Source organism: Massilia sp. UBA6681, from assembly GCF_002454935.1.
Taxonomy (GTDB): Bacteria; Pseudomonadota; Gammaproteobacteria; order Burkholderiales; family Burkholderiaceae_D; genus Telluria; species Telluria varians.
This window is the reverse complement of the sequence record NZ_DKJX01000110.1, coordinates 23,891-45,019: the sequence shown is the minus strand read 5'-3', so window position 1 is coordinate 45,019 and position 21,129 is coordinate 23,891. Positions and strand designations below refer to the sequence as shown.

Below are 21,129 nucleotides of genomic sequence, written 5' to 3'. Positions count from 1 at the left end.
GTCCGGTTGACCAGATTCACACTCACTTCTTGTTCGGGATCGGTTCCTTGCCGGTGGCGGTGCTGGTGTCGTTGCCCGGCGTGCCGGCCGTGCCGGTGGCGCCGCGCGCGGTGCGGGCGATGAGCTCGTCCGCCGCCATCAGGTGCTGCTCGACGACCGGCCGCATCTTCATGGCCAGGGCCTTGATGTCAGGATCCTTGATCTTGTCCATGTTGTCGCGCAGCTGCTCGTGCGTGACGCGGTGGTCGCGCCGGCCCGACTGCTTCATGTAGGTGCGATCAAAAATGTCGCCCTTCAGGGCTTCGAGCATGGCGCCCTTGGCCTTGTGCTTGACGGTCAGCTCCTTCGGCAGTTCGACGCCCTTGGCCTGGGCCAGCGCCTGTACCTCGGCCAGCGTCTTGCTGTGCTCGTCGACCATGCGCTGGGCGTAGGCCTTGATTTCCGGGTTGACGGCCTTGCTGAGCGCAAGCTTGCCGGTCGAGATCTCGGCCATGTTGGCCTGCGCCATCTCGATCAGGGCATTGCGGTCCGAGCGGTCCAGTTTGGTCGCGGGGGCTGCCGAGCTTGCGGGGGCCGCGGGCGCGCCGGCAGCCGAGGCAGCGGCCGGCGCCGTACCCTGGGTGACCGCCTGGGCCTGGGCCTGGCTGGCGCCGGCGGCGAACAAGGCGCCCGCGATCGACAGCGCCAGAACACGGTGGATACGCAGTGTTTTCTGCATGGGATTCTCCTTGACACTTGCGTGTAGGCCGGCGGACGCGATGTACGACCGCCGGCGGGTGAGGCGTGGCTGCCGGTCGGCAGCCCGCGTGCTTACTTGCCCGAGGTGGTGCCGGACTTGGCCGACGACATCTGCTGGGCCGCCTTCAGGTGCTGCTCGACCGTCGGGATGGTCTTCTCGGCAGCGGCCTTCACGTCAGGATCCTTGGCGCTCTTGCTGATCTTCTGCAGCTTGGCGTGGGTGTCCTTGTGGTCTTTCAGGCCGGCCATCTTCATGTATTCCTTGTCGAAGGCATCGCCGCTGAGCTTTTCCAGCTTGGCCGCCATCGCCTTGTGCTTGGCGTCGAGTTCGGTCGGCAGGGTCACGCCCTTGGTCTGGGCCAGGGTCTGCAGTTCGGACAGGGCCTTGCCGTGGTCGTCGATCATCTGCTGGGCGAAGGTCTTCACTTCGGCGTTCTGGCTCTTGCTCAGCGCCAGCTTGCCGGTTTCGACTTCGGCCATGTTGGCGATGGCCATGTCCGTCATCGCCTTCTTGTCGGCCTTGCTCAGCTTGGCCGCACCGGAACCCGTGGCGCCGGCGGCGCCCGACGCGCCCGAGGTGGAGTGCATGGTATCGGCGGTGTGCGACTTGGCGCCTTCGGCACGGGTGGTGCCCTGGCTGCCGGAGGCGCCCATCTGCGCGCTGCGGTCTTCCTTGCCCTGGCTGCTGGTGTTGTTGACGGTGCCGTCGGCGGCGGTCTTGCCGGTCAGGTTGGGATTGCCCGTCGCGCTCTGGTTGCTCATTGACTGGGCGCTTTGGCCGGTGGTCTGGGCCTGCACGCCGGCCGCGCTGAACATGGCGGCCACGGCACCAACTGCGAGCAACTGCTTGAGGACCTGTTTCTTCTGCATGACGTTCTCCTGTTATTCGATGGTATGGGCTGCCGCTCCGGATCGGCCGGGCGGACGTCTCCTTCTGACATCGGGCGATGTCGAGCGCGTTTGAGTGTAGCGCCGCGTATTCACAGGTAGCGCACGTTAGCCGTATAGCAATTGCGCTGTTATACGGGGTAAAAACGAGAACGGAAACGAGGGAAGCGCGTCAAACGCCTGTCACAATCGGCAGGCAAGATACGCTTGTCCTTGGGAAGGGATCCTGGCGGCGCAAGCCGCCCTACCGGCGCCGGCGGTCGGGAAATATACCGGCACCAATTCATTGCCCTGCGATCGCGCAGGGCAGCAGCATCACAGCAGCGGGATCAGGATGTCGTAGGCGTTGTCCGGACGGTTGCCGTCGTGGAGCGTCGGCGTGTAGCGGCGGTCGTAACGCTCGATGCGCCAGCCTTCCTCATCCTGCACCATGCCCAGCTGCTCGATGGCGGCATGGCCGGTCAGGTAGGTGGCCTGCACCCGCGTGACGGGCCCGCGGTGCGTCAGCATCGCATAGCGGCGCTCCGGGATGCGGATGCCGATCATGCCCGGCGGCAGCGCGTTGAGGTCGCTGACCTCGGCGGCGATGCACTCGATGCGCACGCCCTGCTTGTCCTGCAGACTGACGCCATAGCGCAGCCCATTGGTTTCGCCCAGTTCGCTTTCGCGTTCCAGGAAGCTGCTCCAGATGTCCGGCATATCCGCTTCCAATTCCGAGAGCGGACCTGCAAGCGGCAGTCCGGCGAGCTTCATTTCAGGTAAGGTAACAGTGGAGATGTGCATGGTATCGGCTACGCAAGTGGACGAAGAAAATTATAGCCTTAACTCCTCGACAATATTGTCACGGAATCAATCGTGCGCACCTATTTTTCATGATCTGGCAGGACGAATGTGCAACAGCGCACACAGGCGTATTGACGCCGGGCGCGCAGTACGCACATTCCAGCTTCGCAACCGTCCACCCTCGCATTTTTGCAGTTCGTCGCAAACGGCACCCAAGCCCGTTCCGTCTCCCTACAATGGATTCATACCACCTACCGGAGACCACCATGCAACGCCTGATCCTTGCCGCAGTCCTGTCCCTCGCTTCGATCACGGCTCATGCCGACGAGCAAGTGCGTAGCGTGACGCCTTTCAAGGGCATTGCCGTGCACGGCCCGGTCAGCCTGGTGGTGGAAGCCGGTAAATCGTTTTCGCTCAAGGTACAGGGCGACCCGCGCTTCATCGAGCGCGTCACCAGCGAGGTGGTGGACGGCGAACTGCGCCTGGACATGAAGGACAGCACGCGCAACAGCCTGAAAAGCAGCGACCGGGTGCTCGTGACCCTGCCTTCGCTGCAGACCTTCAAGGGCGAAGGCGCCGGGGAGATGCGCCTGGCCAAGGTGCGCAGCGAGCGCCTGGACGTCAATTACCGCGGCGCCGGCCGCCTGTCCATCGACGGCGAGGTGCGCGAACTGCGCCTGTCCGCCCAGGGCGTGGGCGAGGTCGACACCAAGGGCCTGATCGCGCAGGACGCCAACGTCAGCTTCGAAGGCATCGGCTCGGTCAAGATCTACGCCAAGGACAAGCTGAACGCCAATGTGCGCGGCATGGGCGACCTCACGTATTACGGCAACCCGCGCGTGGTGAACAAGTCGGTGTCGGGCATCGGCAGCGTGGTGGCGGCCAAGTAAACCGCTCAGCGGTTGGCGATGTCCAATAAGACTTCGGCATGGCAAGGCCCGTCGAGCGGGCACCAGCAGGCCAGGTTCTTGCCGCGCAGCGCTTCGCGCGCCTGCGCGGCCAGCTGCTGTCCTTCCGGGCTCGCTTCCAACCAGCGCCGGTAGGCGGCCACCGCTTCGGCCACGCTCGGCATCGCGGTGTATCTTGTACCCACCGGCGTGCCCGGCACCGCATCCGGCGCCACCGAGAACGGATTGCCCCAGCGACCGGGACGCGCCACCGACACCGTGTTCGGGGGCAGCTTCCAGCCCTTCTTCCTGCTCAGTTGGACGCGTACCGGTTTCATGGCTTTCCCTATAGTTGTGCGATCTGCGCGTCGATTTTCTTCAGCGCGCGCTCGCTGCGCTCACTATACCGGTCCGTGAGGTAATCGGTGCGCCCGCGCATGAGCAGGGTGACCTTGAAGAGTTCCTCCATCACGTCCACCACGCGGTCGTAATAGGCCGAGGGCCGCATCCGGCCCGCCTCGTCGAATTCCTTGTAGGCCATCGGCACCGAGGACTGGTTCGGGATCGTGAACATGCGCATCCAGCGTCCCAGCAGCCGCATCGTGTTGACCACATTGAAGGACTGCGAGCCGCCGCATACCTGCATCACGGCGAGCGTGCGGCCCTGGCTCGGCCGCAGCGCGCCCTGCTCCAGCGGAATCCAGTCGATCTGGTTCTTCATCACCGCCGTGATCGCGCCGTGGCGCTCGGGGCTGCACCACACCTGCCCTTCCGACCACAGCGACAGCGCGCGCAGCTCGACCACCTTCGGATGCGTCTCGGGCACGCTGCCGACCATCGGCAGCTCCATGGGGTCGAAGATTTTCACCTCGGCGCCGAAGTGCTCGAGGATGCGCGCTGCCTCGTAGATAAGGAAGCGGCTGAAGGAACGCTCGCGCAGCGAGCCATACAGCATCAGGATGCGCGGCGGATGGTTCAGGTCGCCGACAGGGGCGAGCTTGTCCATGCTGGGCATGTCGAGCTGCTCGGCGTTGATGTTGGGCAGGCCGGGAATCCGGCCCGGATCGTTTGTCTGGTTCATGATCATGGCTCTTCAGCTCAGGCGCAGTGCCAGCGCGCACAGGGTAAGGAACAGGATGGGCAGCGTCAGCACGACACCTACACGGAAGTAATAGCCCCAGGAGATCTCGATGTTCTTCGCGGACAGCACGTGCAGCCACAGGAGCGTTGCCAGGCTGCCGATCGGTGTGATCTTCGGGCCGAGGTCGGCTCCGATCACGTTCGCGTAGACCATCGCTTCGCGAATCACACCCTGGGCTGAGGTGGCGTCGATCGCCAGCGCCCCGATCAGTACGGTCGGCATGTTGTTCATGATGGACGACAGGATGGCCGTCATGAAACCGGTACCGAGCGCCGCTCCCCACACGCCGTACTCGGCGCAGCGGTCCAGCAGCGCGGTCAGGTAGTCGGTAAGGCCGGCATTGCGCAGGCCGTACACCACCAGGTACATCCCGAGAGAAAACACGACGACCTGCCATGGGGCGCCACGCAATACCTCGCGCGTCGAAATGCGGTGGCCGCGTGCTGCAACCGCCAGCAGCAATAGCGCGCCGGCGGCGGCGACCGCGCTGATCGGGATGCCCGCGTCGTCCAGCCAGAAGAAGCCCACGAGCAGCATGAGCAGCACCCACCAGCCGGTAAGGAAGGTGGCGCGATCATGGATCGCCTCCTGCGGGCGCTTGAGCTGTGCCAGGTCGTAGGCGGCCGGGATGTCCTTGCGGAAGAACCAGACCAGTGCCGCGAGCGTCGCCGCGACCGAGACCAGGTTGACCGGCACCATCACGGCGGCGTAGCGCGCGAAGCCGATGCCGAAGTAGTCCGCCGAGACGATGTTGACCAGGTTCGATACCACCAGCGGCAGGCTCGCGGTGTCGGCAATGAAGCCGGCGGCCATGACGAAGGCCAGCATGGCACGGGCAGTAAACCGCAGTGCCGCCAGCATGGCGATGACGATGGGCGTGAGGATCAGTGCCGCGCCATCATTGGCAAACAGCGCCGCAACGGCTGCCCCCAGCAGGACCAGCAGGATGAACAGCAGCCTGCCATTGCCCTGGCCCCAGCGCGCAACGTGCAGGGCCGCCCATTCGAAGAAGCCGGCCTTGTCCAGCAGCAGGCTGATGATGATCACGGCAACGAAAGCCCCGGTGGCATTCCAGACGATGTTCCAGACGACCGGGATGTCGCCCACCTGGATTACGCCGGCCAGCAGGGCCACGAGCGCACCGGCCGAGGCGCTCCAGCCGATGCCGAGACCGCGCGGCTGCCAGATGACGAGTGCGAGTGTGGCGAGGAATATGAGAAAGGCGATCAGCACAGGAGTCCTTCAGGCGCCGATCAGGCCGATCCGGTCGAGTTTCACCTTGAAGCGCGCACGGTCGGACTTCAGCTCTTCCAGCGGCAACGCCAGGAAAGCCTCGATCCGTGCGCGCAGCGTCGCGTAAGCCTGTTCGAAGGCGACATCGATTTCCTGTTCCGTGCCGACCACATGGCTTGGGTCTTCCACGCCCCAATGCGTACGCAGGACCGGGCCGAGATAGGCCGGGCAGGTTTCGCCTGCGGCGCTGGCGCACACGGTGACCACCACATCAGGCGGCAGCGGCAGCGCGTCCCAGGACTTGCTGTAATAGCCCTCTGTGGAGATCCCTTTGCCGGCGAGCAGGGCAAGCGCCTTGTCGTTCAGCTTGCCGGTCGGCTGGCTCCCTGCGCTGATGGCATGCCAGCCTGCCGGCGCCAGGTGGTTGAAGACCGCTTCACTGATGAGGGAACGGCAGGAATTGCCGGTGCAAAGGAAAAGTACGTTCATGGGAAAGCCTTGATGGAAATGCGGCAAGAATCAGGCGCTGGCGCTGCCGCAGGCATTGCCGGCGGGCGTACACGGGTTGCCCCCGCAGCAGTTTTCGGTCAGGTAGGCCAGCAAGGCATTCATGGTGTCGAACTGGGCTGCGTAAATGATGAAGCGCCCCTCCTGGCGCGGCGTGATCAGGCCCGCGTGGCTCAGCTCTTTCAGGTGGAAAGAAAGCGAAGACGCCGGCATGCCGAGCGCCTCGGCGATCTTGCTGGCGGCCATTCCGGCAGGTCCCGCCTGCACCAGCAGGCGGTAGGTGGCCAGGCGCGATTCCTGGGCCAGTGCGGCCAGCGCCGCGATGGCGGCCTTGGTATCCATGGTGGTGTCCCGTGTCATTTCTAGATATCTCGAATTATAAGCCTGTTTGACAACCCTTCGAATTTTATCGAAATAATTTGACAGCTTGATGACAAGAGAATTATTCTGTTTTCGTCAAACGACGAATAACGAATAACCACCGGAGAACAACCATGAACCAGATCGATGCCACCCTGCCCGTCGCCGTCCTGGGCGCCGGCCCCGTCGGACTTGCCGCCGCCGCGCACCTGCGCGCATCTGGCCTGACGCCCCTGCTGCTGGAGGCCGGCGGCGCCGTCGGCGCCAACCTCGACAGCTTCCGCCACGTGCGGCTGTTCTCGCCCTGGCGGTACAACGTCGACAAGGTGGCGCGCCGCCTGCTCGAGGGCACCGGCTGGACCATGCCCGATCCGGACGCGCTGCCGAGCGCCGGCGAGCTGCTTGACGGCTACCTCGCGCCCCTGGCGGCCCTGCCCGCGATCGCCGACGTGCTGCACCTGCGCCACCGCGTCAGCGCCATCACCCGCGTCGATGCCGACAAGGTGAAGACCCGCGGCCGCGCCGAATCGCCCTTCCTGGCCCGCGCCGAGACGCCGGACGGCCCACGCGACTACCTCGCCCGTGCGGTGATCGACGCCACCGGCACCTGGTCGCAGCCGAATCCCCTCGGCGCCAACGGCATCCCCGCGATCGGCGAAGCGGCGCTGGCGGCGCGCATCGCCTACGGCATGCCGGACGTGCTGGGCGCCCAGCGTGCGCGCTATGCAAACAAACGGGTGCTGGTGGTCGGCGCCGGCCACTCCGCCGCCGGCACCCTGCTGGCGCTGGCGCAGCTCGCCGCCGAGCATCGGGACACGCAGCTGGTCTGGGCGACGCGCGGCAGCCAGCTGGCGCGCGTGTTCGGCGGTGGCGATGCGGACGGCCTGCCCGCGCGCGGCCAGCTGGGGCAGCGCCTGCAGGCGCTGCGCGACTCCGGACAACTCGAGATGCGCCAGTCCTTCCCGATCCATGCGCTGCAGGAAGCGCACGGCCGCATCACCGCCCTCGATGCGGACGGCAACAGCATCGGCGGCATCGACGAAATCGTCTGCGCCACCGGCGCGCGGCCCGACCTGGACATGACGCGCGAGCTGCGCACGCGCCACGATCCGTGGTTGGAGAGCACCGATGCGCTGGCCCCGCTGATCGACCCCAACGAGCACAGCTGCGGCAGCGTACGCCCGCACGGCCACCGCGAACTGGCCCATCCCGAGACCGGTTACTACGCGGTCGGCGCCAAGAGCTACGGCCGCGCGCCCAACTTCCTGCTGGCCACCGGCTACGAACAGGTGCGCTCGGTGGTGGCGGCGCTCGCCGGCGACCTCGCCGGCGCCGACGACGTCCAGCTCGATTTGCCGGAAACGGGTGTCTGCAATACCCGCAGGGTCTACCAGCAGCCGGCGTCGAGCTGCTGTACAGTGAAGGCTGCGAACGCCACCTGCTGCTGAACGTCCGCGCCATCGCTCCAGGAGATCATGTTGTCGCCCGCACGCAAGACCATCGGCATCCTCGCCTTCACCCAGATCGCATCGTGGGGATCGCTGTACTACGCCTTCGCCGTCCTGGCGCCGGCCATCCAGCGCGAACTCGGCATCGGTGCCGAGACCGCCTTTGCCGCCTTCTCGTGGAGCCTGCTGGTGGCAGGCGTGGCGGCGACGCCGGTCGGCGCGCTGGTCGACCGCCACGGCGGACGCTACGTGATGGCGGCCGGCTCGCTCGCCAGCGCGCTTGGCCTGGCCTGGCTGGCGAGCTGTGCCACGCCCGCCTCCTATTTCGGCGCCTGGACCCTGATCGGACTCGCGATGGCCCTGACCCTGTATGAAGCGGCCTTCGCCACCATCAACCGCAAGATCGAGGCCGGGGCGCCGCGCGCCATCTCGACATTGACCTTGTTCGCCGGTTTCGCCAGCACCATCTTCTGGCCGCTGACCCTGGCCATCGACGCACGGCTGGGCTGGCGCGACACCTTCCTGCTGTACGCGGCGCTGCAGCTGGCGGCATGCCTGCCCCTGCACCTGTGGCTGGGGCGCGATGCACCGCGCCCTCCCGTGTACGCCGATGCGCCGCGCGACAGCCACACGCTGGCCGAAGCCATCCGCCATCCGGTGTTCTGGAAATTGGCGCTGGCCTTCTCGGCCAACGTGTTCATCTTTTCGGCGCTGGCGGCGCACCTGATCCCGCTGCTGCGCGTGCTCGGCCACAGCGCGAGCACCGCCGTGCTGCTGGCCGCCCTGGTAGGACCGATGCAGGTGGCCGGCCGCATCGGCGAGCGCACGCTGGCGCGCGACCGGGCGCCGCAGGTAGTGGGGCGCTTCGTGTTCGCCACCCTACCCTTCGGCCTGCTGGCCCTGGCGCTGCTGGGCACGCGGGCCTGGGCGGTAGCGCTGTTCTGCGTGCTGTACGGGATGAGCAACGGGGTGCTGACGATCATCCGCGGCACCCTGCCGCGCGCGCTGTTCGGTCCCCGCCACTACGGCGCCATCACCGGCGCACTGGCTGCGCCCTCGCTGCTGTCGAAAGCGGCCGGTCCCCTGATCGGTGCCGCCATCCTGTCAGGCGCCGCCGGCCAAGTGGTCCTGCCGCTGGCGCTGTTCGGCTGTGCGCTGGCCTCGCTGCTGCTTTACCTGTCGGCCGTCAAGCCGGTGCGCGCGGCGGACGTGCCGGATACCGCACAGGCTTGACGGCGCGGCAAGCGCTTCCTATCCTCGTCGTCCAACACCAGATCGAAAGCATCCATGACCAGTTCCTGCTGCGCCCAGGCTGCCCTGCCTGCGGCCGCCATCGACACCGACGACCTTGCCGCGCTATGCAAGGCGATCGGCCACCCCGCGCGCCTGCAGCTGCTGCGGCACCTGATCAAGCATGGCGACTGCTACTTCGGCAGCCTGGCCGACGTGCTGCCGCTCGCCGCCTCCACCATTTCGAAGCACGTCTCGATCCTGAAGGAAGCCGGCCTGATCGAAGGCTCGTCCGACGTGCAGCGGGTCTGCTATTGCGTATGCCCGGAACGGCTGGCCCAGCTGAAGGCGATGATCTGCGCGCTGTGACGCGCCCGCGCGTCAATTCCGCAGGCGCGACGCCAGCTGGCTGAAGAACCTTGCGCCGGGACTCGCGCCCGCTTTACCGGCTATGGATGCTCGAACGCGACCGCGCATCCGGCCCGCAGGGTGTTGTGCACCTCGGCCACCGCGTCGGTCTCGGCCAGCAGGCGGGCGATGTCCTGCGCCGGCGCCGCCGAGCGCACCGTGGCGCGGTAGCGGATATCGGTGGCGGCCAGTCCGATGCCGGGGAATTCGGCGCTGGCCTCGACCTGGACGCCGTCGATCGGGATGCCGAGGCGCCGCGCTTCGCGGTACAAGTCGTTGCAATAACAGGTCGCCAATGCCAGCATCAGGAACTCGCCGCCGTTCACGCCGGAACCGGGGCCGGACGCCCTGGCCGGCACGGCCAGCGCCTGGCGGCTTCCGTCGGTGTCCACCTCGGCCCGATGGGCTGCGGGCGAATTGTCGACCAGTGCAGTAATACGCATCGCATCCTCCATTGCCCGGAAGGGGCAAGGCAATGCTAGCGCATCTACGTACTTAGGTCCGCTGCGACGGCATCCGCGGCAGGAGCACGGCCAGGATGCCCAGCAGCGGCAGGAAGGAAGCGATCCGGTACACGTACTCGATGCCGGTGGTGTCGGCGACCGCGCCCATGACGGCGGCGCCGATGCCGCTGATGCCGAACATCAGGCCGAAGAACAGGCCGGCGATCATGCCCACCTTGTCCGGCACCAGCTCCTGCGCGAACACCACGATGGCCGAGAAGGCGGACGACATCACCAGCCCGATCACCACCGACAGCACGGCGGTCCAGAACAGGCTTGCATAGGGCAGCGCCAGCGCAAAGGGCGCGGCGCCCAGGATCGAGAACCAGATCACGCGCTTGCGGCCGATGCGGTCGCCGATCGGGCCGCCCGCGAAGGTGCCCGCCGCCACCGCCGCCAGGAACAGGAACAGGTACATCTGCGCCGCCTCCACCGAGACGTGGAAGCGCTCGATCAGGTAGAAGGTGTAGTAGCTCGACAGGCTGGCCATGTAGATGTACTTGGAGAACACCAGCAGCGCCAGCACGGTCAATGCCCAGATGACCCGTCCGCGCGACAGGCCCGGTCCGGCATGGACGGCCAGCCTGCGCGTGACGGTGCGCAGGTGGCCCGCGTACCAGCGGCTGACGCCGACCAGCACCGCGACCGCCAGCAGCACCAGCAGCATCAGCCAGGCGATCCTGCCCTGGCCCTGCCCCACGATGATGGCGGCGGCCAGCAGCGGGCCGAACGCCGAGCCGAGATTCCCGCCCACCTGGAACAGCGACTGCGCGAAGCCGAAGCGCCCGCCCGAAGCCAGCCGCGCCACGCGCGAGGCTTCCGGGTGGAAGGTCGAGGAGCCGATGCCGATCAGGCCGGCCGCCAGCAGCAGCATGGCGAAGCTGCCGGCCGTCGCCAGCAGGGCGACGCCGCCCAGCGTGACGCACATTCCGGCCGGCAGCAGGAAGGGAATCGGGCGCCGGTCGGTGTACAGGCCGATCCAGGGCTGCAGCAGCGAGGCGGTGCACTGGAAAGTCAGCGTGATCAGGCCGATCTGGGTGAAGCTGAGCGCGAATTCGTCCTTGAGCAGCGGGTAGATGGCGGGCAGGACCGCCTGCACGCAGTCGTTCAGCAGGTGGACAAAGGCGACCGAAAACAGGATCTGCATCACGACTGCCGGCGGTGCCGCGGATGCTGGGGAAGATGATGTGGACATGGAGGAAAGCACGGTGGAAAGCCTTGTCAGTGTACTACGCTCGGCCGGAACGCGTCGCCGGCCGCCGCGCTACCCGCCATGGGTTTAGTAGTTCACCGGATAGTCCTTCGGAAAGCCGCGGCCGCCGAAAGCCTTCTTCTGGGTCCAGTCCTGCCCTGGCGCGGTCCAGAAGCTGTCGCCGGCGGGCAGCCCCAGCGCCAGCAGGCTGCTGGAAGCGATGTACATGCTGCCGTTGTTCGAGTACCAGTCCCCCAGCTCGGGCTGGTGGCCACGAAAGCCGATGGTGAGAAAACCGTCGTCCGTGAAGTTGCCGGGCGCATCCCAGATGGCCCCGTGCACCGCATGCAGCACGGCGCGCACCTGCCCTTCCGGCAGCGAAGCCGGCAGCTGCTTGCGCCAGGCCAGCAGCGCCAGCGGCTGGAAGGCCGCGGTGCGGTAGGTGAGCGAGCGGCCGATCGGCGGGAAGCTGCCGTCCGGGCCGACGAAGCGCTCCAGGTGCTCGCAATAGCGCTGCGCGCGCCTGGTCGCCTGGGACAGCAGTTCCTGCGGCTTGGCCTGCCAGAAGGGAGCCTTCTTCGCGGCCAGCACGTCGAGCACCTCCAGCAGCATCGGGTACATGACGTAGGAATTATAGTAATCGAAGTGGAAGTCCTTGCCGTCCTTGATCCAGCCGTCGCCAACGTACCACTCGTTGATCTTGCGGATTGCGCCGTTCATGCGCATCGGGTCGTACTCTTCCCCGATCGACAGCAGCCAGGCTTCGTTCATCGCAGCGAACAGCAGCCAGTTGGTGTTCGGGGGGGCGACGCGGCGCAGGCCCTTGATTTCGGCGACGATGCGCGCCTTGGTCGCAGCGTCGAGCGGCTCCCACAAGACCTTGGGCGCACGCAGCAGGGCATTGGTGAAATAGGCGGAATCGACCAGCGCCTGGCCCTCTCCCTTCCACTTCAGGTAGTCCGGGCTGCGCGGATCGACCGCGTTGGCATAGCTTTGCAGGGCCATCTCCTGCAGGCGCCGGCGCAAGCTCCCTTCCGGTGTCGCGTCCGCCGGCAAGGCCAGCCAGGGCGCGATGCCCGACATCAGCCGGCCGAAGCACTCGAGGTAGGCCACCGCGCGGTCGCGCCCATCCCAGGTCGGGCTCAGCTCGAGCGGGAAGGTTTTTTTCAGCTCCCCCTTCGCCACGAGCGTCAGCACCGGCTCGGCCATCCGCTGCAGCAGGCGCAGCAGGTAGGCGCGTTCGTCGCCGGCCGGCGCCGCCGCCGGTGCCGCCGCCGCCGCGCCCAGGGCCGGTGCGGCAGCCAGCGCCCGCATGAAGTGTCGTCGTTCCATGTTCGCCTCTGCTTATCGGTCGGCCATGCGCGCCATCTCCGCCGCGGCCAGCAGGAAGGCCCCCACGCCGAAAGGCGTGGTCGAGTCCTGGTTCACGATCTGCCCCGGGATAGCGCGCTCGCCAATCGGCTGGACGTAGCCGACCTTGCCGTCCGCTTGCAGGGCGACGGTGCTCAGGTAGTGCCAGCCGCGCTGCGCGACCGGCAGGTAGGCGTCGCGCGCCAGCAAACCATGATTGATCCCCCATAGCATTCCGTAGGTGAAGAAGGCGGTGCCGCTGGTCTCCGGTCCCGGTGCGTGGGCCGGATCGAGCATGCTGCGGGTCCAGTAGCCCTGCGGCTGCTGGCTGCGCGCCACGGCCCTCGCCATTGCCTGGAAGCGTTCCACATACTCGGCGCGATGCGGATCGCTTGCCGGCAGTTCGGCCAGCACCTTGGCCAGCCCCGCGAACACCCAGCCGTCGCCGCGCGCCCAGAAATCCTTCTTGCCGCTGGCGCTCTTGTGCTTCGGATAGACGTACTTGGCGTCGCGGTAGTACAGCTGCTCCTGCGGGTCGTACATGATGCTGTTGGCATAGCTGTAGTACTCGTGCAGCTTCTCGAGGTACTGGGGGTTGCCGGTGATTTTGTATAGCTTGGTCATGACCGGCATCACCATGTACAGGCCGTCCGCCCACCACCAGTAATCCTTGTTGGGGGTGCTCATCTGGTATTCCATCACCTCGCGGGCACGGGCGATTTTGCGCGGGTCCTTGTCCAGCTGGTACAGGTCCGCATAGGTCTGGAACGCGATCTGCCAGTCGCCGAACAAGACGTGTTCATCGGTCTCGCCGTAGTTGTACTTCCACCTGGCCTTGTCCGGCGACTTCGCGCCCATCCAGGCATTGTGCTCGGCCCACTCCTCGGAATAGCGGCGGTAGCGCTCGTTGCCGGTCACGCGATAGGCTTCGATATTGCCGGTATGGTAGGCCGCCACGTCCCAGAAGGCCCACTGCTTCGCCGGCGTCTTCGCCTGCCAATGGGTGTTGACCTTGTCGATGATGGCGAGCACCTCGCCGCGCTTGACGCCGGTGTTGGATGTCGGCGGCGTCGCACAGCCGCCCAGAACCAGGCCCAGCGCAACCAGCATGCCGGTGAAATATTTTTTTGTATTCATGTCGATCATGGTGTGGGTGGGCAGACCGGCGTCCATTCGAGGACGCCGACCCTGGTCGGACCACTCGGCAGGACGCCTTCGGCGTCTAGCTGGTGGACGGTTTGCAGGTAGAGGTTGAGCTGGCCGGCGCCGCGCCACAATTCGGTGTCGAAGCTCGGCTCCCAGGCCCCCATGGCGCGCTCGAGCAGGTCGCTCACCTGCCAGCGGCCCTGGTCTAAGTGCGGCGTGCAGGCCACGGACAGCTTGTGGCCGCGCTCCGCATCGCGGAACACGAGCCAGGCCGCACCGCTGCTGCCGACCAGGATCTGCGGACGCGAGATCGGGATCGCCTTGGTCCCCAGGCCGGACAGCGAGAAGGCCGTCCGCCGGAAGGCCAGGTCCTGCGACTGCCAGCCCTGGCCATCGTGGCGCACCACCCGGTATTGCGGAACGGCGCTGCTGGCGTCGCGCCAGTAGCTGGCGATGACCGGATTACCGTCGCGGTCGGCCGCCATGGCGGTCTGGTTGATCAATTCGCTCCGTTGCGGGATATGCGCCGCCACTTCCGCCGTGCCTGCCGTGATCGGCAACTGGTAAGGCTCGCCCTTGCTGCGCTCCCAGGTGCGGCCGCCGTCGCGCGAACGGGCATAGGCCAGGTCATGGTTGCTGGCGACGTCGGGCGACTCGCGCCATACCCAGGACAGGTGCAGCGTCCCCGCCCTGTCCACAAAAGCCTGCCAGTAGGCGTTGCGCCGCCCTTCCCCGCTCAGGAGATTGTCCTGCAGGCGCTGCCAGGACTGGCTGTGCGGATCGTAGCGGTTGATCACCAGGTTGCCGCGGCCGGAGCCGCCGTCGCGGTAGAGGAACAGGAGGCCGCCGTCCGGTATGCGATAGAACTCCGGGTAGGACAGGGACTTCTCGTCGCGCCCGGTCATCGCCTGCTGGGGGCCGAGGCTCAAGGCGCCGGGCGCCGTGCCGCGTGCGTAGCGCAAGGGACCGTTGTGGTGGTCCCAGGCCACGTGCAGGAAGCCTGCGCCATCGACCATGATGCTGATGCTGTTGTGGGCGTCGCTGGCCTTGCCCAGGTACTGGGTGGGCACCAGCTGCCACTCAAGGGCGCCCAGGCGGCGCTTGCCCAGCACCAGCCTGGCCGCGGCGTCGTAGAAAGCGATGTACTGGCTGCCCTCGTGCGTGACGAGCGAGTTCTTGCGAAACACCACGGCATTGACCGAATTGGCCGCCCAGCCGTCCGCCACCTCGACGACGCGCACGGCCTGTTGCTGTCTCAAGCCTGCGCATGCGCACAGCAGGACGGAACAGGCAAGCGTTACGCCGATCGGCAGGATTCTCATCATCTCTCCACGTGAATCCGGTTACCTTACACTGCAAATCTGCGTGGCCGGAATCAAGCTGATGAGTATTGTGGCCGGACCGCGCTCCGGCACGCCGTGTTCCACTACCATGAAGGGCACATGCCTTCGACCAGGACCCGCCATGCCCCTTCATCCATCGCGCCGCACTTTTCTGGGCGCCGCCGCCGGCACCGCCCTGGCACTGAACGTACCAGGCGCCACCGCCGCATCGCCCCGCTTCGCCATCGGCGACAAGGACTTCCTGCTCGATGGGAAACCGCTGCAGATCCGCTGCGGCGAGATGCATTTCGCCCGGGTCCCACGTGAATACTGGGGGCACCGGCTAAAAGCGATCAAGGCGATGGGCCTGAATACGGTCTGTGCCTACCTGTTCTGGAACTACCATGAATGGCGCGAGGGCCGTTATCGCTGGGACGGGCAGCGCGATGCCGCCGAATTCTGCCGCATGGCGCAGGCGGAAGGCCTGTGGGTGATCCTGCGTCCGGGCCCTTACGCCTGCGCCGAGTGGGAAATGGGCGGCCTGCCCTGGTGGCTGCTGAAGCACCCGGGCGACGCTTTTCTCCGCAGTCGCGCCCCGGCCTTCGTGGAGCCGGCGCGGCGCTGGCTGAAGGAGGTCGGCCGGGTGCTGGCGCCGATGCAGGTGACCCAGGGCGGCCCGATCCTGATGGTGCAGGTCGAGAACGAGTACGGCTTCTTCGGCGACGACCGCGACTACATGCGCGTCATGCGCCAGGCCCTGCTCGATGCGCGCCTCGATGTCCCCCTATTCCAGTGCAATCCGACCAATGCGGTGGCCAAGACCCACATCCCGGAACTGCTCTCGGTGGCCAACTTCGGCAGCGACCCGGAACGGGGTTTCAAGGCCCTGGCCGCGGTGCAGCAAGGGCCCCTGATGTGCGGCGAATACTATTCCGGCTGGTTCGACACCTGGGGCACGCCGCACAAGCGCGGCGACAATGCGCGCGCCATCCGCGACATCGACACCATGCTGAAGGCGAACGGCTCGTTCAGCCTGTACATGGCGCACGGCGGCACCACCTTCGGCCTGTGGGGCGGCTGCGACCGCCCCTTCCGTCCCGACACGACCAGCTACGACTACGACGCCCCGATCAGCGAGGCGGGCTGGCTGGGCGAGAAATTCCGTACCTACCGCGAATGCCTGCGCAGACACCTGGAGCCCGGCGAAACCCTGCCCGAGGCGCCGGCACACCTTCCCGTGATGGCGATCCCCGCGTTTGCGCTGAAGGAAACCGCGCCCGTGTTCGCGAACCTGCCGGCAGCGGTGATCCGGGACGCGTCGCCACGCAACATCGAACAGTACGACATCAGCCGCGGCCTGGTCGCCTACAGCATCGTGCTGCCGCCCGGCCCGGCGGCCAGGCTGGAAGCCGCGAACGCGCGCGACCTGGCCTGGGTCTACGCCGGCGGACGCCTGGTCGGCACGATGGACACGCGCCACCGCCGCTTCGGCGTCGACCTGCCGGCGCGCACCCAGCCGACTCGGGTCGAGATCCTGCTGTACACGATCGCCCGCGTCAATTTCGGCGTCGAGGTCCACGATCGCAAGGGACTGCAGGGCCCGGTGCTGCTGCGCACGGAGGACGGCGCCGCCCAGGAACTGAGCGGCTGGGACATCCGCGCCATCGACTTCGGCGACGACGGCGAGCTGCCGCCGCTGCGCTGGCAGGCCAAGCGCGTTGCCGGCCCGGCGTTCTGGCGCGGCAGCTTCGACGTGAAGGAGCAGGCCGACACCTTCCTCGACATGTCGAGCTGGGGCCAGGGCATCGTCTGGATCAACGGCCGCTGCCTGGGCCGCTACTGGAGCATCGGCCCGACCCAGACCATGTACCTGCCCGGTCCCTGGATCAGGGCCGGCCGCAACGAGGTCGTGGTGCTCGACCTCACCGGGCCACGCGCCAGCCGCATCGAAGGGCGCACCACGCCCATCCTCGACGAACTGCACCCCGAGCGCGACCTGGCGCGTCCGGCCAGCACGGCGCGTCCGCGCCTGGCGGGCGTGGCGCCGGTGCATGCCGGGCAGTTCGCCGGCGGCCCCGCCACCCAGGAAGCCAGGTTCGAACAGCCGGCGCGCGGACGCCAGCTGTGCCTGGAAGTGGTCGATACCTTCGACGGCAAGCCGCATGCGGCCGTCGCCGAACTCGCCCTGCTCGGCCTGGACGGCAAGCCGATGAACCAGAGCACCTGGACCATCGCCTACGCCAGCAGCGAAGAAGCGCACAAGGAAGACGGCGGCGCCCTGAACGCCATCAACGGCCAGGCCAGCGACTACTGGCACACCGCCTACAGCAAGGGCGAGACGCCGGCCGGGCCGGCGCGGCTGATCGTCGACCTGGGCGCAGCGGTCGATATTGCCGGGCTACGCTACACGCCGCGCCAGGGGCCGGACACCGTGACCGGCCGGATCCGGCGCTATCGCATCTATGTCGGCGACCGGCTGGTGCAGCAGATGTAAACCGGCAGCGGGGCGTCACGATTTTTGCCTTCGTTCTATACTCCGGTCTTGGACTTGTTGCGATGCGGCTCGTCGTAACCCGCAGAAATTGTCATGACAATCGAATTATTGCTGGCAGCAGCCAAGGGCTTCCTGTTTGTGCTGGCAACCATGCTGCCGATCCTGAATCCGGCAGCGACAGCGCCGATTTTCCTCAGCATGACCGATGGCGCATCGGCCGCGACCCGCACACTGCTGGCGCGCCGTATCGCGCGCAACATGTTCTGGCTGATGACGGGCTCGATGCTGATCGGTTCCTATGTGCTCGACTTCTTCGGCATCTCGCTGCCCATCGTCCGCATCGGCGGCGGCCTGCTGCTCGCCTCGGTGGCCTGGCGCCTGCTGGGGGCGACGCCGTCCACACCCGACAGCCGCGCCGCCCTGGCCGAGGCGTACACACCCGACCATGCGCACCGCCAGGCCTTCTATCCGCTGACCTTCCCCATCAGCTGCGGTCCGGCCTCGATCTCGGTCGCCATCACCGTGGGCGTTTCCCTACACGATGTCCGGATGGTGCTGTCGCTGGCGCGCATGGGCGGCGCCCTGCTGGCGCTGGCGCTCATCGGCGTGCTGCTGTATCTCGCCTTCCGCTACGGGGAACACTTCCTGCGCCTGATCGGCGAAGCCGGCACCGCCGTCTTCCTGCGCCTGACCGCCTTCATCCTGCTGTGCCTTGGCGTGCAGATCGTGTGGGATGGCGTCAGCGAACTGTTGCTCGAGGTCTTGAGCGTGCCGCCCCACCTGGTTGCAGCCTAGGAGAGCACCTATGTCGACACCACGTTTTTTATCGGGAAGCCTGGCACTTGGACTGGCGGGCTGCCTGGCCTGGCCTGAGGCCGCGGCCCAGGATGCTCCCGCTATCGACTTTTATGCATCGCTGCGTACCCAGGTGGAGGCGGTCAGGCCGGATCGCGACGAGCGCCTGGACAGTTATGCGGGTGTCAGGGATGCCTACTCGCGGGTGGGCATCAAGCTCGACCATCCGCTGGGCGTGGGACTGGTGCTGACGGGACAACTGGAACTGCCCGTCGATTCGGCCAACTTCCGGATGCGCGATCCCTACGACCAGGGCGATGCCCAGCGGCCCCACGGGGAGCGGATCAGGCTCGCCCAGCTCGGCTTGCGCAGCAGGTTCGGCACGGTCGCCTACGGCCAGCAGTGGATGCCTTACTACAATGCGGTCGCGGCGCCGGTGGACATGTTCAGCGCCTATTACAGCGGCTTTGCGACCTATACCGTCTTTCGCGTCGCCCAGACGCTTTCCTATTCGACGCCCGAAGTCGCGGGGTTTGCATTCAGCGCAGGGTATACCGGCAGCAGCGGCAACGCGCGCTCGACTTCGCGCATCGATGCGCCGCGCCGGCAGCTTGCCGCCACCTATACTGTCGGCGACACCCGCCTTGCCGCAGGCATCGATGACCGGGGCGACGCCGGTTACGGACGCAACCGCTTGTATGGGCTGTCCCTCAGCCATCAGGCCGGCAAGCTTTACCTGGCAGCCAAGTTCGAGCGATTCGATTCGGGAAATCGTCAGCCCGGCAGCTTTTCCAGCGACGGCAACAAGGCCATCAACCTCTTCGGCAGCTATGCCATGGGCAAGACGGCCGTCAAGCTGATGCTCGCAAGAGTGGAAAACTATGGCGACAACATCGTTCATGTCGGTGTCGACCATCAGCTCCGCGACGATCTCAAGTTCTTCGCCGAGTACTACCGTGAGGGCACTACCGCCGTCCTTACGCCACGCCGGGGAGGCCTGGACGATTTCGATGCCGGCATCAGTGGCGGCCAAGCCATTGCTGTCGGCATCCGCTACGATTTTTAAGTGTGCTCCATGTGCGCCACCTTCTCATGCCTGAGAAGGTGGCGGATGCGCGCGCTGAGTGCGTTCAAGTCATAGGGTTTCGGCAAGAGATTGACGTTCGCATCCAGCCTGCCTTCATGGGTGAGCACGCCTTCGGCATAGCCCGATGTATACAAGATCCGTGCGTGGGGCAGACGTGTGCGCACGGCCTCGCCCAATTGCAGGCTGCTCACCGGCCCGGGCATGATCACGTCGGTAAACACCAGGTCGATATTCTGGCCGCTGTCGATAATCTCCAGCGCACCGGCGGCGCTGGAAGCCTGCAATACCTGGTAACCCAGTATCGACAAACTGCTGCACGTGGATTTGCGTACATTCTCCTCGTCTTCGACCACCAGGATGGTTTCCGGGCCGCCCTCCAGTCGCGTCGCCACCGGCACTTCCTGGATGATCGGCTCGACATCGGTCCGCGGCAGGTAGATCCTGACGCTCGTCCCTTCTCCCAGTACGCTGGATAAGACAATCTCTCCACCCGACTGCTTGACGAAACCGTAGGCCATCGACAAACCCAGGCCAGTGCCCTGCCCGGGCGGTTTTGTCGTAAAAAACGGCTCGAAGACACGCGCCATCACTTGCGGCGTCATGCCCGCGCCGTTATCGGCAACCTCGATCATCACCCAGGAGCCGGCTGCCACGTCGGGAGGCAAGCTATCCTCCGGACCGATATTGGCGGCCCGGATGCGCAAGGTGCCGCGGCCAGCCATGGCATCGCGGGCGTTGATGGACAGGTTCAGCAAGACATTGTGCAACTGGTTCGGATCTACCATGATATTCCCCAGCCCATGGGAGACTTCTGTCGTGACATTTGGACTCAATCCAAACATCCTCCGCATCATGACACCCATCTCAAGCAGCAGATGTTCGGGATTCGTGGCGACTGCCTGAAGCGGCTGGCGGCGCGCGAAAGCCAGCAAGTGCGAGGCCAGCTCTGCTCCACGTTTTACGCCTGACATTGCCGCTTCCACACGGGTCAGATCAGGTTCATTGACGCCATTGCTCAGCTTTAGCAACTGCAGATTGCCGCCAATGATCTGCAAGACATTATTGAAATCATGGGCCACGCCGCCGGTCAATTGGCCAATGGCTTCCATTTTTTGTGACTGGAGCAAGGCCGACTGGCTTGCCGCCAGTTCCTCCTGACTGCGACATAGCGACGTATACGCAGCATCGAGCTGGCGCCGGGCAATGCAGGCATTGCTGTGGTAGCGCACACGTGCGACCAGCTCGCGTGGATCCGGCCACTTGACCAGATAGTCGCTGGCGCCGGCCTCGAAGGCCTGGGCTTTCATGTCCGGGTTGTCTTCCGACGACAAGACAATCACGGCAACATGCGCCGTCTCCTTGTCCGCGCAAAGACGGCGCGTGACTTCGAAGCCATCCATTTCCGGCATGCGCATGTCGACCAGTACCACCGTGGCGGCCATCTCCTTGGCGAGCTCGACAGCCATTGCCGGCGCTTGCGTGAATTGGAATTTATGCGGCCCACATGCGGCCAAGCCATGAGAAATGATGTCCCGGGAAAAGGATTCGTCGTCGATCAGAAGGATGGAAGGTGCTTGGAGTATGCGTTCGGTCATCGCAACAGCCGGCAGGTGGATA

21 protein-coding genes are annotated in these 21,129 nt (G+C 66.1%); 7 read left to right on the top strand and 14 right to left on the bottom strand.

What is annotated here, in order from left to right; translation table 11 throughout:
- Positions 1-22: 22 nt before the first annotated feature.
- From B2R83_RS20695 to B2R83_RS20685, 3 genes are all read right to left on the bottom strand, one after another.
- Positions 23-718 (bottom strand): DUF4142 domain-containing protein, encoded by a 696-nt coding sequence (locus B2R83_RS20695; protein WP_209589204.1) that lies wholly within the window; start codon positions 716-718, stop codon positions 23-25.
- 92 nt (positions 719-810) lie between these two features.
- The gene (locus tag B2R83_RS20690) at positions 811-1,608 is read right to left on the bottom strand and encodes a DUF4142 domain-containing protein (protein WP_292044549.1); all 798 of its coding nucleotides are present in this window, start codon (positions 1,606-1,608) and stop codon (positions 811-813) included.
- Positions 1,609-1,941: 333 nt separating this feature from the next.
- Positions 1,942-2,409, bottom strand: coding sequence for a GyrI-like domain-containing protein (locus tag B2R83_RS20685; protein WP_081925846.1), 468 nt, complete (start codon positions 2,407-2,409; stop codon positions 1,942-1,944).
- A 266-nt stretch (positions 2,410-2,675) separates the two neighbouring features.
- Between B2R83_RS20685 and B2R83_RS20680 the strand changes: the two genes are divergently transcribed.
- Positions 2,676-3,299 (top strand): head GIN domain-containing protein, encoded by a 624-nt coding sequence (locus B2R83_RS20680; RefSeq protein ID WP_292044546.1) that lies wholly within the window; start codon positions 2,676-2,678, stop codon positions 3,297-3,299.
- 5 nt (positions 3,300-3,304) lie between these two features.
- On the opposite strand, the gene B2R83_RS20675 is transcribed toward B2R83_RS20680, so the two are convergent.
- From B2R83_RS20675 to B2R83_RS20655, 5 genes are read right to left on the bottom strand one after another with little or no spacing between them, the layout of a single operon-like run.
- Entirely contained in the window at positions 3,305-3,634 is a 330-nt protein-coding gene (locus B2R83_RS20675; RefSeq protein WP_209589201.1) for a DUF4326 domain-containing protein, read from the bottom strand.
- 8 nt (positions 3,635-3,642) lie between these two features.
- On the bottom strand, positions 3,643-4,377 hold the full coding sequence (gene arsH / locus B2R83_RS20670; RefSeq protein ID WP_292044544.1) for an arsenical resistance protein ArsH: 735 nt from the start codon (positions 4,375-4,377) through the stop codon (positions 3,643-3,645).
- A gap of 12 nt (positions 4,378-4,389) precedes the next feature.
- The gene (locus tag B2R83_RS20665; RefSeq protein ID WP_292044542.1) at positions 4,390-5,670 is read right to left on the bottom strand and encodes an arsenic transporter; all 1,281 of its coding nucleotides are present in this window, start codon (positions 5,668-5,670) and stop codon (positions 4,390-4,392) included.
- A gap of 9 nt (positions 5,671-5,679) precedes the next feature.
- Positions 5,680-6,159, bottom strand: coding sequence for an arsenate reductase ArsC (locus B2R83_RS20660; RefSeq protein WP_209589198.1), 480 nt, complete (start codon positions 6,157-6,159; stop codon positions 5,680-5,682).
- 30 nt (positions 6,160-6,189) lie between these two features.
- The gene (locus B2R83_RS20655; protein ID WP_036208641.1) at positions 6,190-6,519 is read right to left on the bottom strand and encodes an ArsR/SmtB family transcription factor; all 330 of its coding nucleotides are present in this window, start codon (positions 6,517-6,519) and stop codon (positions 6,190-6,192) included.
- A 152-nt stretch (positions 6,520-6,671) separates the two neighbouring features.
- Here B2R83_RS20655 and B2R83_RS20650 point away from each other — a divergent pair, with 152 nt between their 5' ends.
- From B2R83_RS20650 to B2R83_RS20640, 3 genes are read left to right on the top strand one after another with little or no spacing between them, the layout of a single operon-like run.
- Complete coding sequence (locus B2R83_RS20650; protein ID WP_292044538.1) at positions 6,672-7,985, top strand: FAD-dependent oxidoreductase; 1,314 nt, start codon at positions 6,672-6,674, stop codon at positions 7,983-7,985.
- A 27-nt stretch (positions 7,986-8,012) separates the two neighbouring features.
- A complete protein-coding gene (locus tag B2R83_RS20645) occupies positions 8,013-9,218 on the top strand; it encodes an MFS transporter (RefSeq protein WP_209589195.1) in 1,206 nt (401 codons plus the stop codon).
- 54 nt (positions 9,219-9,272) lie between these two features.
- Entirely contained in the window at positions 9,273-9,584 is a 312-nt protein-coding gene (locus B2R83_RS20640; protein WP_292044534.1) for an ArsR/SmtB family transcription factor, read from the top strand.
- A gap of 80 nt (positions 9,585-9,664) precedes the next feature.
- Here the strand turns inward: B2R83_RS20640 and B2R83_RS20635 are convergent, their stop codons facing one another.
- The 5 genes from B2R83_RS20635 to B2R83_RS20615 all read right to left on the bottom strand — a co-directional run bounded on the left by B2R83_RS20635 (position 9,665) and on the right by B2R83_RS20615 (position 15,073).
- Positions 9,665-10,066 carry an OsmC family protein gene (locus tag B2R83_RS20635; RefSeq protein ID WP_292044533.1) on the bottom strand — a complete coding sequence of 134 codons (402 nt, stop codon included), beginning with the start codon at positions 10,064-10,066 and terminating at the stop codon, positions 9,665-9,667.
- Positions 10,067-10,118: 52 nt separating this feature from the next.
- Positions 10,119-11,273: an MFS transporter gene (locus B2R83_RS20630; protein ID WP_292044532.1), complete on the bottom strand. Its 1,155-nt coding sequence runs from the start codon at positions 11,271-11,273 to the stop codon at positions 10,119-10,121.
- 132 nt (positions 11,274-11,405) lie between these two features.
- Complete coding sequence (locus B2R83_RS20625) at positions 11,406-12,650, bottom strand: DUF2264 domain-containing protein (RefSeq protein WP_292044531.1); 1,245 nt, start codon at positions 12,648-12,650, stop codon at positions 11,406-11,408.
- A gap of 12 nt (positions 12,651-12,662) precedes the next feature.
- Positions 12,663-13,805, bottom strand: coding sequence for a glycoside hydrolase family 88 protein (locus tag B2R83_RS20620; protein ID WP_292044530.1), 1,143 nt, complete (start codon positions 13,803-13,805; stop codon positions 12,663-12,665).
- Between the two features lie 5 nt (positions 13,806-13,810).
- Entirely contained in the window at positions 13,811-15,073 is a 1,263-nt protein-coding gene (locus B2R83_RS20615) for a BNR repeat-containing protein (RefSeq protein ID WP_292044529.1), read from the bottom strand.
- 205 nt (positions 15,074-15,278) lie between these two features.
- Here B2R83_RS20615 and B2R83_RS20610 point away from each other — a divergent pair, with 205 nt between their 5' ends.
- The 3 genes from B2R83_RS20610 (at position 15,279) to B2R83_RS20600 (ending at position 19,491) form a co-directional block, all read left to right on the top strand.
- The gene (locus B2R83_RS20610) at positions 15,279-17,630 is read left to right on the top strand and encodes a beta-galactosidase (RefSeq protein ID WP_292044528.1); all 2,352 of its coding nucleotides are present in this window, start codon (positions 15,279-15,281) and stop codon (positions 17,628-17,630) included.
- Between the two features lie 93 nt (positions 17,631-17,723).
- Positions 17,724-18,425 (top strand): MarC family protein, encoded by a 702-nt coding sequence (locus B2R83_RS20605; protein WP_292044526.1) that lies wholly within the window; start codon positions 17,724-17,726, stop codon positions 18,423-18,425.
- Positions 18,426-18,435: 10 nt separating this feature from the next.
- Positions 18,436-19,491: a porin gene (locus B2R83_RS20600; protein WP_292044524.1), complete on the top strand. Its 1,056-nt coding sequence runs from the start codon at positions 18,436-18,438 to the stop codon at positions 19,489-19,491.
- Here B2R83_RS20600 and B2R83_RS20595 read toward each other — a convergent pair.
- Positions 19,488-21,107: a response regulator gene (locus tag B2R83_RS20595; RefSeq protein WP_292044522.1), complete on the bottom strand. Its 1,620-nt coding sequence runs from the start codon at positions 21,105-21,107 to the stop codon at positions 19,488-19,490. The genes B2R83_RS20600 and B2R83_RS20595 overlap by 4 nt on opposite strands.
- Between the last annotated feature and the right edge of the window lie 22 nt (positions 21,108-21,129).

Bases quoted from the DNA above. Each gene is read 5' to 3' on its own strand.
- B2R83_RS20640 (WP_292044534.1), top strand. From the start codon at position 9,273: ATGACCAGTTCCTGCTGCGCCCAGGCTGCCCTGCCTGCGGCCGCCATC.
- B2R83_RS20625 (WP_292044531.1), bottom strand. From the start codon at position 12,650: ATGGAACGACGACACTTCATGCGGGCGCTGGCTGCCGCACCGGCCCTG.
- B2R83_RS20600 (WP_292044524.1), top strand. From the start codon at position 18,436: ATGTCGACACCACGTTTTTTATCGGGAAGCCTGGCACTTGGACTGGCG.
- B2R83_RS20680 (WP_292044546.1), top strand. From the start codon at position 2,676: ATGCAACGCCTGATCCTTGCCGCAGTCCTGTCCCTCGCTTCGATCACG.
- B2R83_RS20685 (WP_081925846.1), bottom strand. From the start codon at position 2,409: ATGCACATCTCCACTGTTACCTTACCTGAAATGAAGCTCGCCGGACTG.
- arsH (WP_292044544.1), bottom strand. From the start codon at position 4,377: ATGAACCAGACAAACGATCCGGGCCGGATTCCCGGCCTGCCCAACATC.
- B2R83_RS20690 (WP_292044549.1), bottom strand. From the start codon at position 1,608: ATGCAGAAGAAACAGGTCCTCAAGCAGTTGCTCGCAGTTGGTGCCGTG.
- B2R83_RS20660 (WP_209589198.1), bottom strand. From the start codon at position 6,159: ATGAACGTACTTTTCCTTTGCACCGGCAATTCCTGCCGTTCCCTCATC.
- B2R83_RS20675 (WP_209589201.1), bottom strand. From the start codon at position 3,634: ATGAAACCGGTACGCGTCCAACTGAGCAGGAAGAAGGGCTGGAAGCTG.
- B2R83_RS20645 (WP_209589195.1), top strand. From the start codon at position 8,013: ATGTTGTCGCCCGCACGCAAGACCATCGGCATCCTCGCCTTCACCCAG.
- B2R83_RS20635 (WP_292044533.1), bottom strand. From the start codon at position 10,066: ATGCGTATTACTGCACTGGTCGACAATTCGCCCGCAGCCCATCGGGCC.
- B2R83_RS20620 (WP_292044530.1), bottom strand. From the start codon at position 13,805: ATGAATACAAAAAAATATTTCACCGGCATGCTGGTTGCGCTGGGCCTG.
- B2R83_RS20695 (WP_209589204.1), bottom strand. From the start codon at position 718: ATGCAGAAAACACTGCGTATCCACCGTGTTCTGGCGCTGTCGATCGCG.
- B2R83_RS20655 (WP_036208641.1), bottom strand. From the start codon at position 6,519: ATGGATACCAAGGCCGCCATCGCGGCGCTGGCCGCACTGGCCCAGGAA.
- B2R83_RS20630 (WP_292044532.1), bottom strand. From the start codon at position 11,273: ATGCAGATCCTGTTTTCGGTCGCCTTTGTCCACCTGCTGAACGACTGC.
- B2R83_RS20650 (WP_292044538.1), top strand. From the start codon at position 6,672: ATGAACCAGATCGATGCCACCCTGCCCGTCGCCGTCCTGGGCGCCGGC.
- B2R83_RS20605 (WP_292044526.1), top strand. From the start codon at position 17,724: ATGACAATCGAATTATTGCTGGCAGCAGCCAAGGGCTTCCTGTTTGTG.
- B2R83_RS20595 (WP_292044522.1), bottom strand. From the start codon at position 21,107: ATGACCGAACGCATACTCCAAGCACCTTCCATCCTTCTGATCGACGAC.
- B2R83_RS20610 (WP_292044528.1), top strand. From the start codon at position 15,279: ATGCCCCTTCATCCATCGCGCCGCACTTTTCTGGGCGCCGCCGCCGGC.